Source organism: Xenorhabdus kozodoii (assembly GCF_002632875.1).
GTDB classification, from domain to species: Bacteria; Pseudomonadota; Gammaproteobacteria; order Enterobacterales; family Enterobacteriaceae; genus Xenorhabdus; species Xenorhabdus kozodoii.
This window is the reverse complement of sequence record NZ_NJCX01000032.1, coordinates 18,552-31,133: the sequence shown is the minus strand read 5'-3', so window position 1 is coordinate 31,133 and position 12,582 is coordinate 18,552. Positions and strand designations below refer to the sequence as shown.

Annotated in this window: 14 protein-coding genes; 3 read left to right on the top strand and 11 right to left on the bottom strand. The window is 41.3% G+C overall.

Annotated elements, in window-relative coordinates:
* Window positions 1-119 precede the first annotated feature (119 nt).
* The 8 genes from htpX to ftnA all read right to left on the bottom strand — a co-directional run bounded on the left by htpX (window position 120) and on the right by ftnA (window position 8,170).
* The gene (htpX, locus tag Xkoz_RS17115) at window positions 120-1,004 is read right to left on the bottom strand and encodes a protease HtpX (protein ID WP_099143198.1); all 885 of its coding nucleotides are present in this window, start codon (window positions 1,002-1,004) and stop codon (window positions 120-122) included.
* Window positions 1,005-1,173: 169 nt separating this feature from the next.
* Entirely contained in the window at window positions 1,174-3,270 is a 2,097-nt protein-coding gene (prc, locus tag Xkoz_RS17110; RefSeq protein ID WP_099143197.1) for a carboxy terminal-processing peptidase, read from the bottom strand.
* 19 nt (window positions 3,271-3,289) lie between these two features.
* On the bottom strand, window positions 3,290-4,000 hold the full coding sequence (gene proQ, locus Xkoz_RS17105; protein WP_099143196.1) for an RNA chaperone ProQ: 711 nt from the start codon (window positions 3,998-4,000) through the stop codon (window positions 3,290-3,292).
* 95 nt (window positions 4,001-4,095) lie between these two features.
* Window positions 4,096-4,593 (bottom strand): GAF domain-containing protein, encoded by a 498-nt coding sequence (locus Xkoz_RS17100; RefSeq protein ID WP_099143195.1) that lies wholly within the window; start codon window positions 4,591-4,593, stop codon window positions 4,096-4,098.
* A gap of 578 nt (window positions 4,594-5,171) precedes the next feature.
* Window positions 5,172-5,525: a YebY family protein gene (locus Xkoz_RS17095; RefSeq protein WP_099143194.1), complete on the bottom strand. Its 354-nt coding sequence runs from the start codon at window positions 5,523-5,525 to the stop codon at window positions 5,172-5,174.
* A gap of 85 nt (window positions 5,526-5,610) precedes the next feature.
* Window positions 5,611-6,573, bottom strand: coding sequence for a copper homeostasis membrane protein CopD (gene copD / locus Xkoz_RS17090; RefSeq protein WP_099143193.1), 963 nt, complete (start codon window positions 6,571-6,573; stop codon window positions 5,611-5,613).
* Window positions 6,573-6,959: a copper homeostasis periplasmic binding protein CopC gene (gene copC, locus Xkoz_RS17085; protein WP_099143192.1), complete on the bottom strand. Its 387-nt coding sequence runs from the start codon at window positions 6,957-6,959 to the stop codon at window positions 6,573-6,575. The genes copD and copC overlap by 1 nt, the downstream gene beginning before the upstream one ends.
* A 704-nt stretch (window positions 6,960-7,663) precedes the next feature.
* Entirely contained in the window at window positions 7,664-8,170 is a 507-nt protein-coding gene (gene ftnA / locus Xkoz_RS17080; RefSeq protein WP_099143191.1) for a non-heme ferritin, read from the bottom strand.
* Window positions 8,171-8,493: 323 nt separating this feature from the next.
* Here ftnA and Xkoz_RS17075 point away from each other — a divergent pair, with 323 nt between their 5' ends.
* Window positions 8,494-8,724, top strand: a complete 231-nt coding sequence (locus tag Xkoz_RS17075; RefSeq protein ID WP_099143190.1) for a DNA polymerase III subunit theta — start codon at window positions 8,494-8,496, stop codon at window positions 8,722-8,724.
* Window positions 8,725-8,791: 67 nt separating this feature from the next.
* On the opposite strand, the gene pip is transcribed toward Xkoz_RS17075, so the two are convergent.
* From pip to Xkoz_RS17060, 3 genes are all read right to left on the bottom strand, one after another.
* A complete protein-coding gene (gene pip / locus Xkoz_RS17070) occupies window positions 8,792-9,745 on the bottom strand; it encodes a prolyl aminopeptidase (protein ID WP_099143200.1) in 954 nt (317 codons plus the stop codon).
* A 94-nt stretch (window positions 9,746-9,839) separates the two neighbouring features.
* Window positions 9,840-10,211 (bottom strand): protein YebF, encoded by a 372-nt coding sequence (gene yebF / locus Xkoz_RS17065; protein ID WP_099143189.1) that lies wholly within the window; start codon window positions 10,209-10,211, stop codon window positions 9,840-9,842.
* Between the two features lie 100 nt (window positions 10,212-10,311).
* Complete coding sequence (locus tag Xkoz_RS17060) at window positions 10,312-10,494, bottom strand: YoaH family protein (protein WP_099143188.1); 183 nt, start codon at window positions 10,492-10,494, stop codon at window positions 10,312-10,314.
* Between the two features lie 148 nt (window positions 10,495-10,642).
* Here Xkoz_RS17060 and pabB point away from each other — a divergent pair, with 148 nt between their 5' ends.
* Entirely contained in the window at window positions 10,643-12,013 is a 1,371-nt protein-coding gene (pabB, locus tag Xkoz_RS17055; RefSeq protein WP_099143187.1) for an aminodeoxychorismate synthase component 1, read from the top strand.
* A complete protein-coding gene (locus Xkoz_RS17050; protein ID WP_099143186.1) occupies window positions 12,010-12,579 on the top strand; it encodes a CoA pyrophosphatase in 570 nt (189 codons plus the stop codon). The genes pabB and Xkoz_RS17050 overlap by 4 nt, the downstream gene beginning before the upstream one ends.
* The last annotated feature ends 3 nt before the right edge of the window (window positions 12,580-12,582 follow it).

The following is a 12,582-nucleotide window of genomic DNA, read 5'->3' as shown; positions in this document are numbered from 1 at the left end:
TTTCATGTTACATTACCCGAAAAAGCACAGGAATTGACCACCCGGTTGACAGATAATTTCCAGACTTTAATTCCTGCATCTTCAAGTTAATTGCGTATATTCGTTATTGGTTATTAGTATTATTTTATATATTCACCGCTACGAAGAGCTTCAATACGCTTATCCAATGGTGGATGAGATAAGAATAACTCACTGAAACTCTTAGATTTACCATTAATACAGAATGCCATCATCTTTCCCTCTTCCTGAGGTTCATAACTGGTCTTGAGACGTTGCAATGCAGCAATCATCTTTTCGCGGCCAACTAATTTCGCTGATCCGGCATCCGCATGGAATTCACGGTAACGGGAAAACCACATGGTAATAATACTGGCCAGAATGCCAAATACGATCTCCAGCACCATGGAAAGCACCATGTAGACAATTGGGTTGCCATTACTGCTGCTTTCACTTTCATCATCGTTGCTGGACAGAAAACTTGCCGCAGCCTGTGCAATGATACGTGAAATGAAGATAACGAATGTATTCACGATACCTTGCAATAATGTCATTGTTACCATATCACCATTAGCGATATGGCTAATTTCATGCGCAATGACAGCTTCGGCTTCATCACGACTCATATTGTTCAATAGCCCTGTACTAACAGCAACCAGAGAAGCATTACGGCGTGCTCCTGTAGCAAATGCATTAATATCCAAGGCATCATAGATAGCCACTTGTGGCATAGTGATCCCAACCTGACCTGCCTGACGACGTACCGTTTCCATCAACCAGGCTTCAGTTTCATTGGAAGGTTGTTCAATAACCTGACCACCAACAGAACGCAGAGCCATCCATTTCGACATTAACAAAGAAATGAATGCTCCGCCAAAACCAAACAAACCAGCCATAATCATGAGACCAGCAACACTACTCCGCTGAACTCCTGTCAGTGAAAGTATTATTCCAAACAACACCATAACGGCAAGGTTTGTGAGAAGGAACAAGGCGATTCTCATCATATAAATTTGCTTCCTTTAATTATCAAACAAGAGTTAAGCGCTAAAATGGGGATTACTCCCATATTATTCAAGTTTTTTAAGATGTTAAGCGATATAAACAACATAACTTTACAATATAATAAAAAAGGCCGACTCCCAAGCCGGCCTTTTGCCTGTAACAAATTTACGGTTATCTCGTTACAGCTATTTCAGCAGGCTGGTGAGCCAAATCCAGAGCAATTTTTACAGCTTCGTCCAAGTCAGGATCTGGCCCTTTATAATCTTTTGGTAAATCATCAAGCGACTTGATCGATTTTTTACCTTCCCGTTTAAAACGTTCATTAATACGATCCAACTTGCTCGTTTCATATTCCTTGTTTTCTTTCTCTCTTTGAGCATAGTTCAAGGAATAAACGCCCTTACGTTCTTTAATGGCCTTATAGTAAGCAATATCCTGTCTGATATATTTAAACTCAGGATTATTGGCAATCCGTTGGTCATGTAGTTTAGTCAGTAGTGGCGTTAACTCTGAAATAACTTTCGAGGAAGTATAATGCGCGGGCTGAATGCTGTCCCAGGGTAACGCGTTATCTTCCTGGCTTTCCCCTAATTCAAAAGGTTCTTCCCCTGTCGGCGTAATTATATCCGGCGTTACTCCCTTAAGCTGGGTGCTACCGCCATTTATCCGATAGAATTTCTGGATCGTGTATTGCACAGAGCCAATCCCAGGCCAATCAGGTCGCAGCATTTGATCATAAATGCGATTCAAAGGACGGTATTGTTGAACAGTTCCTTTACCAAAAGAAGGCTCTCCCACAATTAATCCACGGCCATAATCTTGCATTGCAGCCGCAAATATTTCAGACGCAGAAGCGCTTCGTTTATCAATCAAAACAACCAGAGGGCCTTTGTAGTATATTGCCTCATCCGTATCTGACTCTACTTTAACTCTACCGGTATTGTCACGGATCTGGACGACAGGACCAGTAGGAATAAATAAACCAGATAGCGACACAGCTTCTGTCAACGCCCCACCACCATTGCCGCGTAAGTCGATGACAATTGAAGAAACTTTCTGTTTAGTGAGTTTCTGCAATTGTACTTTTACATCGTTAGTCAACCCGACATAGAAACTTGGTATATCCAAAACACCAACTTTCTCCTTCCCTACTGTTTTTACTGACATCTTGACCGCTTGATCTTCAAGGCGGACCGTTTCGCGGGTTATGGTAACAATGTGGTTTTTTACCCCTTTCGCACTCGGAATGATTTCAAGGCGGACTTTACTCCCCTTTGGCCCTTTAATAAGAGCAACGACATCTTCCAAACGCCATCCAACAACATCTACCATGGGCTTGCCTACCTGCCCGACACCAATTATTTTATCCCCAACTTTCAATAATTTACTTTTATCCGCAGGGCCGCCTGTCAGCAATGAACGAATGGAAACATATTCATCATCATATTGCAAAACAGCGCCGATGCCTTCAAGAGACAAACTCATCTCTGAATTAAACTGTTCTGTATCACGCGGTGAGAGGTAACTGGTATGTGGATCTATTTCACGGGCAAAAGCCATCATGATATTTTGAAAAACATCCTCACTCTTAGTTTGTGTGAGACGTTTCAACAATGTCCGATAACGCTTAACAAGGGTTTCTTTAATTTCTTTATCATTCTTGCCGGATAACCTGAGGTTTATCCAATCCGATTTGATCTTAGCATCCCAAAGCTTATCCAGCTCCTCAACACCCTTTGGCCACGGCGCTTTGATACGGTCGGTTTCAATGGTGTCATGACCATTTATATCAACAGGCTGCTCCAGACGAGAAATAACATATTGATAGCGTTCAAAGCGGCGTTTTTGCATCAAGTTAAATAGTTCATAGGGAAGTTTGAGTTCGCCATTTTCAAGCTCTTTTCCTAACTCTCCCTTTTGGGCCGCGAATTGCGCGATATCAGATGTCAAAAAGACATTGTGCCCATAATCCAATTGATTCAGGTAACGATCAAAAATCTTGCCTGAAAAATCTGCATCCAGATAAAACTGACGATAATGAGAACGAAGAAAGCGGGAAACAATACGCTTACTTACTGTAGGGTGTTGTGGTTCCGGCTTTAGATCTGGCAACTGACTCAGACTAACGACAGCAGTATTGTGACCATTAATAACATTGGCCTTGGTGGTATGATCACCATGCGCGGCATTGCCATTAATAGTCTCTGCATAACCTGTACTATAAAATGATAGACCTAAAACGAAAGCCAAAGTAATGAGTTTGTTCATGCCCAAGTTGGCCTCCGTATCAGAACTTTAAGTGTTCTGCGCGTACAATCATTGCTAAACCAGTAGGTAGCTGCACTCTTACACCATCTTTTGCAATTTCAAGCACAGAGGCATCCATTAAGCTTTTGCCTACATTGACTTTGATTGTCTGACCGACTTTCAAAGAGGATACGTCAGTGACTGAGGTTAAATTAGGTTGTGCAATTCTTTTTGTGGTTTTATCAGCTAGTTTACGCGATTGTTGTGGGCGGTTTTGCGAACGTACTGGACGTTTTTCACCATCACCTGATCTCTTTTGACGGCCAGGAGCCGGCTTTTTATTCACAGGGCGTTCATTTTTCTTGTCAGATACGTTTTCAGTTTCACGTTTTCTGGCACGCTGTTCGGCGCGTTGAGCCTGTACCCGTGCTTTCGCTTCTGCCAATTGCTGCCGCGCATGTTCAATATGTTCCACTTCCAGCTCGCCACACATGTTTCCGTCAAGGTCAACACGCTGGGCACCTTCTTTTACACCATAGAGATAGCGCCAACTGGAGGTATACAAGCGCAGAGCAGAACGGAGCTGTGTTTTACTCAAACACTCCTCGCCCTGAATACGTTCAACGATGTCCTGAAAGATCCCAATCTTCAAAGGACGTGCTTCACCTTCTGCTACAAAACAAAGCGGGAAACGCTCAGCCAAGAAAGCAATGACTTCTTTACTACTGTTCAACTTAGGTTGATTTTCCATGAAATTTCCTGATTACAACGGTTTTGCCAACCAGCGCAGGCATGAACAGGCGACATTATAATAGTGTTACTGATAAATGCCACGTTATACGTATGTTAAGTTACGTTCTGTTGTAGATATTTTAATACAACACACTGTTCTATATGGTTACAAAGCCTGATAGCTAGCGCTTTCAAGCCATTTTCATCATTCTCATCAAACCGATCAAAAACCGTGCTATCAATATCCAAAACGCCAATAATTTTCCCATTGATTTCCAAAGGAAGCACAATTTCAGCATTACTGGAGGCATCACAAGCGATATGACCGGGGAAAGCATGTACGTCAGAAACACGCTGTATACTCTTACTTGCAACAGCCGTTCCGCATACACCTTTTCCTACTGGAATGCGAACACAAGCGTTCCTGCCCTGAAATGGCCCTAATACTAGGGTAGCATTATCTACCAAATAAAAGCCAACCCAATTAACATTATCCAAACGTTCGTATAACAATGCACTCGTGTTAGCAAGAGAGGCTATAAAATCGTACTCCCCCGACAGTAGCGCCATCAAGCTATCTGCTAGCTCTTGATAAAACTCATTCTTATCCATAATCCCCTACGCAACAGACAATGATTAACAAATTTATAGCAAAATATTCACATAAAACCATGCCATATCTAACAAACTCTTTCTAGGCGTAATCTGTCATTTTGACTTGAAATTTTTGCCAGAATACAGTCTCTCTTCCTAAGTTTAAATTTTCTTTAATAATTTTTACCAGTATTCACTTATAAAATTTAGGGAGATATCACAGCTTAATTAAAAGATAGCCTGACTTGCATCCAATATCGTGCCTTTGTTCATCTTTTTATTATATCGTATTTTGCCCTTGCTTTAAGCAGTCATTTTATTTTCATTCACTTATTATACATATAAGAAAATAAAATAATTGATTGGAAAAGAGTAAAAATATCCGCTTCTTAAGACAAACAAAAAAAAGGCCGAGTTCACTCCTCAACTCGGCCAGGGAAAAACGGCTCTATTAAAGAGCCTTGCGCTAAAAGTTGCCATTGAGACGTAAAACAACTTACTCTCTAAAGCGTAGTTGACCTGTAATGATTTACCAAATTTTAGCCATTATTGATTGGATAAGGTGATGGTTTTCTTTCGAAAATATCAACTAATCATTACTTTTTATCACCTGAATGGTCACATAATGCCAATGCCGCTTTCTGGAATGGCTCAATGCTCATTTTTTGGTTGGGATGTTCGGGATCATTTAACAGGATCGTATCTAATGATGATGCATTAACTTGATTGAATTTCATAAGTTGTCTTGCTTGATCATTCAACGGATATTGCATCAATGTGCTGGGATTTATCACAAACAATGCGCCATCTGATCGACAATCAAGCATAACTTCTTCGCGAGTAAATGCCCATTGCTTGCCAAACTGTAGCTTGCTAACTGTTTTTATCGGTGCAGCCACGCCTTGAAAAGAGAGAAGCAAAAAAGGCAAAGCCCAAAATAGTCGTTTCATTATTATTCCCCTGATAGATATATGCCGTGATTTTATCGCTATTTTTCCTGTTTATGTACTCAGATTTACACAAATCATTCAAGGATCACGCAGGAGGTTGCGTTGCAAAAATCGCTACGCACAATAATGCAGTTGTACCCAGAATAATCTCCAGCCAGCTATTGATTATCAACTGCTGATAGCATCCTTTCTGCTGTAATTTAGGAACCAAAATATAACGGTTAATCAAAGCCAAAAGTACCATTCCAATAACCAAAACTATTTTTAGCCATAGCATAGATTGGTATTCAGAAAGCGATCCGCTGAAAATAGGCCAACCTGGAATTAGAACCACACTACTTATGATCCCCGTCACTATCACCAAAAACACAGCAAAATGCCCATAAAGAGAGAATTGCCTCATGGCTGATACGCTATCTGAATAGAGGTTAAGTGCGATATTTGGGCTATTACCTATACCGCTCTTACCTGCATCATTAAGAGATAAGTTTGTTTCTGGTGCCTGCCGTAAACGCAAAAATTGCAGGCAAAGCAAGAATGGCCACAATCCACCAAACCAATAACCTGCACTCAGTAAATGGATAACCTGATTGACCTGAAGTAATAATCCTATGCTTCCTTCATGCATTGTGGCATGCCCAATGAAAGCATGGCTGGAGAGTAAAATGATTGAACAACCTAACAGCAGAAAATTTTTGGCCTTACTATTGGCAAGAAACAGCCCACTAACGGCAAACGCAGCAATCAATAATTGCCATTTCCACACTTGTCCAAAAGAAGTCTCCAACACGGCTAGCCAGATATCCAGAGCATAAACATCGTGCCAGCCATCCCCCATTAATCCAGCCTGTGCGATAAACCAGACGATTGAGGTAATAAAAGCCAGCACGGTGCTAATTAAAACTCCTACTTTCAATCGTTCTCTCATGAGCGCCGAAAAATGTCCAGAAACAAGCATTACTGTGAATAAGCTCAGGCCGAACATCAGCATAACGACCACAAAATGAGAGAAACGGCAGAATATGTATAGCGCCTCTAAAGAGATCATTATCTTACAGTAAAGCTATAAACGCCTTTTGTTTTATGACCATCGACAGAGAGTACACTCCAGTCAACGCTGTATTTTCCCGCAGTAAGTTTACTTTCAACGGGCAGGATTAACTTCGTTTTAGTTTCAGGATCGAGTTCCAACTTACCTGTTTTAACCACGGTCTTTTCTGGGCCGAACAATTTTACCTTACTAAACCCCAGTTCAATACGCTCTGAAAAGCTCAAAGTGATGGTCTGTGGGGCTGCTTCGATTGTTGTATTTTCTGCGGGAGTCTGATCTTTCAAATGTGCATGAGCCAAAGCCTGCTGGCAAGACATACCGACAAAGAGAACCACAAGCGCAGATAATTTGGTCCAGAATGAGCGGATGTTAAGAATAAACATATAGATAACCCTTTAATATGTAGATGAATATCTTATACCGGAAGGGAGATTCTATACCAAAGAATCTGTTTAATCTGCGGTAATCGACGAGTAATGTCCCGACCTGTGAGGTACTACGCAAAAATGAAGATAAAGGGGAGAGAAATGACACCAAGGCGTTAATTTGATACGCCGCTACCTTTTCAGAGGAATATCATCATGACGGTTACGACAAAAATTTATCGTCAATATTGCGGCCAAACCGAACCACGAGACAGGTAAAGCAGTTTCTCTCGCTATTATTGCAAAGATTGTCAACTCAACTATCGTTATAATGACCAATAAGCCCGGAATAAAAGAAAAAACAATATCTTTCAGTAGAAAATTTGAATTGAAATTCATGCATTATCAAATGATAAAAAAGATACTTTTGCAAAAAACTTTTAAAATCGAACTTCATTTTATGTAATTATACCAATCTAACTTCAAGATGCGTCTGATACCTCCCCGCGCAGCGGGGAGAAATCAGGTTTCATATAGTGTTGTAAATTGCAACTTGAAGTTTAATGCGTATATACTGTTTATTCTAATTTATGTGAGTAAAAATATTAAAGTAACCTTGTTATAAATTCAAAAATAAAATACCGTAACTCCAGTTTTATTCTGCCTGAAAAAACAGATAAAAAACGGGAGGTACGGTGATATTATAAAAGATGAAGGATTTATCAGGCGTGTGTTGGTGCTGCAGATATTCCCTTAAGCTCTTTATCCAACAAGAACAGAGCTTTTCCACTTTCACCTACCATCTCTAATTTATCCAAAATAGATTTGAACAGTTTTTCTTCTTCATGCTGCTCAGCAACATACCACTGCAAGAAATTAAATGTGGAGTAATCTTGTGTCGTCATCGCTACATGGGCGAGCTTATTGATCTCTTCTGTGATCAATTTTTCATGTTCATATGTCTGATTAAACACATCAGAGATAGACTTGAATTCAACAGGAGGTGACTGAATAGAACCCAATACAGGCATTGAACCTGTATCACCCAAATAATCAAACAAACGTTGCATATGCTGCATTTCTTCCTGAGAATGAGTTTTTAAAAACGCTGCTGCACCCTCATATCCCTTATCACTGCACCATGCACTCATTTGCAGATATAAATTCGCAGAATAGAATTCCAGATTTAATTGCTCATTTAATTTCTTGATCATTTCTTGTTTTAACATCGGCCAATCCTCCTAGTCACTCATTAATTCCGGCGTATTATGCCAATTAAAACCACATAATACAAAAATAAAATAAAAATATATAACGCATTGATAAATATAAACTTACTAACAAGAATAAATCTCATTAAATATAAGAAAACAAGAATCAGTTTTATTTAATTGTATTTTTATTCAAAAAAATGTTTTTAATAAAAATGAGAATTGATATTATTTATATTCATTAGGTGCTTTTTTGCCCTTTTCAAACAGCTTGCTAAACAAAAAAGAGTCGATTAATTTTCTTTACAGGAAATTAAAAATAAGTTTTCAGAGAGGCCAGAATGGAACATAACTTAGCTAAATTACCTAAAGATGAGATGGATAAGGTCAATGTTGATTTAGCTGCATCCGGTGTTGCGTTTAAAGAACGCTATAACATGCCTGTGATCCCGGATGCGGTTGGGCAATCACAACCCGCACATCTGCGAGAATATTTCCAACAGCGCTTGCAGCACTACCGCCAGCAGTCGAGATTATTGTCGCGCCTGCCTTATGAACCCAAAAATCGTTGAGGAAATGATAGGATAAAGAGGATAACCACCACGTTACGGGTGGTTATCTCAACTATTTCTAACAAACTTATTTTCCAACAAATTTATCTGTCGCCTTGATAAGTTGGTGTAAAATACCGGCTTCATCAAAAGAGTGACCAGCGCCCTCCACAATGTAAAATTCAGCCTCCGGCCATGCTTTCGCCAAATCCCACGCACTCTGTACCTGACATGCCATATCATAGCGTCCATGTATGATGACAGCCGGGATGTGCCTAATCACATCAATATGATCCAGTAATTTCTGAGTTTCATCTATAAAGCCATTATTAATAAAGTAATGGTTTTCAATACGCGCAAGTGCCAAAGCAAAATTATCTTCTGAGAAAGAAGCTGAGTTTTCTGAAGGCAGCAATGTTACCGTTTCTCCTTCCCAGAGACTCCATAACCGTGCAGCTTCCAATTGCACTTGCACATCTTCACTTGTCAGACGTTTGTTATAAGCGGCTATCACATCTTTACGCTCTTCTTCCGACAGGATAGATAATGTACGTTCCCATTTTTCCGGGAAAAAACGAGAAGCGCCTTCTTGGTAATACCAATGCAGCTCTTGCGGACGGAACAAGAAGATCCCTCTTAGCACTAATTCTGACACACTATTTGGGTGTTTTTCTGCATAGACCAGAGACAGCGTCGACCCCCAAGATCCACCAAAAACCAGCCACTTCTCAACCCCCATAAGGTTACGTAGCCGTTCAAGATCTTCGATCAAATGCCATGTTGTATTATTTTCCAGGCTAGCATGAGGCTTAGAACGCCCACAGCCACGCTGATCAAATAACATAATATGATAGCGTTCGGGATCGAATAACTGGCGATGATAGTTTGCTATCCCACCACCAGGGCCACCATGAATGAATACCGCGGGCTTACCTTTCGGGTTACCGCACAACTCCCAATAGACTTGATGTCCGTCTCCCGTAGCCAAATACCCTGTTTGATAGGCATCGTAAGCGGGATAGAGTTTTCGTTGTTCTGTCATAAAGCCCTCGCACTGTTTAAACAAAACGGGATACTTTCCTAGTATCCCGCACATATTTAAAAAAAAGATAGCATGACAAGTTATTTACGGTTATTTACTTTACTTCGTGATAACTGATCATCTCTTTTTGGCAATCAATAGTGACATTGTAACTTTTGTCTTTTTTCGTCCCTCGAACGATCAGAGGAACCTGTAAAGCATCCGTATCACCCGTGATATCATTGACATTTACCCACGCAATCGGCGTTGAAGTCCCTAATTGCTTCCTGTCTTGATCCCAGTGATTAATCCGATTTTGTAAAAAATCTTGTTTAACCTGCGCCGCTACTTGATCTTTGGTCAAATTTTTACAAGAAATAAATTTCGCCACACGCTCATTTTCGGCGGCAGTTGCAGTCAACGAAACCGAAAACAGGATACCTGCACTCAATAAACCGATACGACGAATAAACTGACTTGCCTTCATATTACCTCCTATTACCATCCAAATAGTATGGATTAAAAGTTACGATAAATTAACATGCAGTAGAAAGTAATTATGTGAGTTTTGTTAAAATACGTTGCAACTAGTTTTCATCATCTTCAAACAAAACGTGGATCTGCTCATTATCCTGATGCTTTTCACGTAATTCCTGAGCAACGATGGCAATGGCTTCTCCACTGCTCATTCCTTCTAAAATGAGCTGATGGATCCTTTCTACGGCAACTTGCTGCTCTTCATGAGATAATGCTGGCATACCTGAAAACATCGTTATAACCTCAAACAAAACATAGCAATGAATGGCAAACGGCGATTATAGCCTTTTTTATCTCAAGTCAGGAGCAAGATTGTGTGATAATCTCCGTAAATTAATCTGTCACTCCTTGTGAATTCCGGGCACTAACACTGATTCCGTCATGAAAATTGCATTACAAAAACGACAACTGCCGTATTCTCCCGATCTTGCTATTCACTATTTCGCCCCCCTTTCTGCACAACCTTGGGCGATGCTGTTACATTCTGGAGCTGCCGAACACCCGCATAATCGCTTTGATATTCTCGTGGCTGACCCTGTAACAACTTTGGTCACCAAGGAGAGATCTACCGAAATTAATGGTTATGGCAAAGCCTCTGTTTCTCAGGAAGATCCCTTCCGACTGCTAAAAGATCACCTTCATACCTGTGGCATCGATACCCAGTTTGATCCGGATCTTCCTTTCCAGGGCGGAGCCTTAGGGATATGGGGATACGATCTCGGCCGAAGCATCGAAAAGTTACCCGAATTAGCCATCAATGAACTGAGTTTTCCTGATATGGCGATAGGGATCTACGATTGGGGCTTGGTTATTGATCACCAGCTACAGAAAGTGACATTACTGAGTTACCACAATATTGACGAACGGCTGAGATGGTTAAAGTCCCTGCGAAATAACAGGAAAGCAACGTTTTCCCTGACAAGTCAGTGGCAATCCAATATGACAGCACAGCAATACCACGAAAAAATTGCTCATATCCATCGCTACCTACGGGAAGGAGATTGCTATCAAGTCAATTTGTCACAACGGTTCCATGCCAATTATCAGGGCGATGAGTGGCAGGCATTTATCCAGCTCAATGCAAGTAACCGCGCCCCCTTCTCTGCCTTTATCCGTTTACCTGAGCACTGTGTTATCAGCGTTTCACCGGAACGTTTTATGCTTCTGGAAGATAGTCACATTCAGACACGCCCGATAAAGGGAACACTGCCACGATTACAAGACCCCGCCCAGGATCAGTTACAAGCAGAGAAATTAGCAAACTCACGCAAAGATCGCGCCGAAAACCTGATGATTGTTGACTTATTGAGAAATGACATTGGGCGAGTTGCTATTCCAGGCTCAGTTAAAGTACCTGAATTGTTTGTTGTTGAACCTTTTCCGGCTGTACACCATCTGGTTAGCACCATAACGGCAACCTTGCCTGACACATACCATGCCACTGATTTACTGCGTGCCTGTTTCCCAGGCGGCTCAATTACGGGTGCCCCTAAGATCCGAGCCATGGAAATTATTGAAGAATTGGAGCCACATCGCAGACATGGATATTGTGGTGCTATTGGCTATATTAGTTTCTGCGGTACAATGGACAGCAATATTACCATTCGTACCTTACTGACAGAAAAGGGAAAAATTTACTGTTGGGCCGGTGGTGGTATCGTCGCCGATAGCATTGCTGAAAAAGAATATCAGGAAACATTTGATAAACTTGGGCGGATTTTACCTCAATTGGGGGAACTACATATACCATGACATCGCTCGCTGACTTCATTTATCGGTTCCAATTACAGCTTCCGGCACGGCCAGCACATTTGGCGAGCAACCAACGTAATGCGGCCGTGTTATTGCCGATTATATGTAAGCCAGAACCCACGCTAGTGTTTACCCAACGCGCTGCAACCCTCCGCTCCCACGCAGGGCAAATTGCTTTTCCGGGCGGCGCTGCCGATCCTGAAGACACTTCCCTTATTGCCACCGCCTTGCGCGAAGCAGAAGAAGAAGTCAGCCTCCCGCAAGATAAGGTGAACATACTGGGGCAATTGGCCCCATTAGATAGTCTTCGAGGTTACCGTGTCACCCCAGTTATTGGGCTTATTTCCGAGCCAATCTCTTTTCGAACCAACCCAGCAGAAGTCGCCAGTATCTTTGAAATCCCCCTGTTTGATGCCCTTTCCCTCCCGCATTATCGGTATCTGGATATAAAACGTCGTCATCAACAGCACCGAGTCTATTTTTATTGGCACCAAGGGCATATGATTTGGGGATTAACCGCAGCCATTGCTTATCGCTTAGCGCAGCAAGTACAAAAAACGTGTTAGATT

Bases quoted from the DNA above. Each gene is read 5' to 3' on its own strand.
- htpX (WP_099143198.1), bottom strand. From the start codon at position 1,004: ATGATGAGAATCGCCTTGTTCCTTCTCACAAACCTTGCCGTTATGGTG.
- prc (WP_099143197.1), bottom strand. From the start codon at position 3,270: ATGAACAAACTCATTACTTTGGCTTTCGTTTTAGGTCTATCATTTTAT.
- proQ (WP_099143196.1), bottom strand. From the start codon at position 4,000: ATGGAAAATCAACCTAAGTTGAACAGTAGTAAAGAAGTCATTGCTTTC.
- Xkoz_RS17100 (WP_099143195.1), bottom strand. From the start codon at position 4,593: ATGGATAAGAATGAGTTTTATCAAGAGCTAGCAGATAGCTTGATGGCG.
- Xkoz_RS17095 (WP_099143194.1), bottom strand. From the start codon at position 5,525: ATGAAACGACTATTTTGGGCTTTGCCTTTTTTGCTTCTCTCTTTTCAA.
- copD (WP_099143193.1), bottom strand. From the start codon at position 6,573: ATGATCTCTTTAGAGGCGCTATACATATTCTGCCGTTTCTCTCATTTT.
- copC (WP_099143192.1), bottom strand. From the start codon at position 6,959: ATGTTTATTCTTAACATCCGCTCATTCTGGACCAAATTATCTGCGCTT.
- ftnA (WP_099143191.1), bottom strand. From the start codon at position 8,170: ATGTTAAAACAAGAAATGATCAAGAAATTAAATGAGCAATTAAATCTG.
- Xkoz_RS17075 (WP_099143190.1), top strand. From the start codon at position 8,494: ATGGAACATAACTTAGCTAAATTACCTAAAGATGAGATGGATAAGGTC.
- pip (WP_099143200.1), bottom strand. From the start codon at position 9,745: ATGACAGAACAACGAAAACTCTATCCCGCTTACGATGCCTATCAAACA.
- yebF (WP_099143189.1), bottom strand. From the start codon at position 10,211: ATGAAGGCAAGTCAGTTTATTCGTCGTATCGGTTTATTGAGTGCAGGT.
- Xkoz_RS17060 (WP_099143188.1), bottom strand. From the start codon at position 10,494: ATGTTTTCAGGTATGCCAGCATTATCTCATGAAGAGCAGCAAGTTGCC.
- pabB (WP_099143187.1), top strand. From the start codon at position 10,643: ATGAAAATTGCATTACAAAAACGACAACTGCCGTATTCTCCCGATCTT.
- Xkoz_RS17050 (WP_099143186.1), top strand. From the start codon at position 12,010: ATGACATCGCTCGCTGACTTCATTTATCGGTTCCAATTACAGCTTCCG.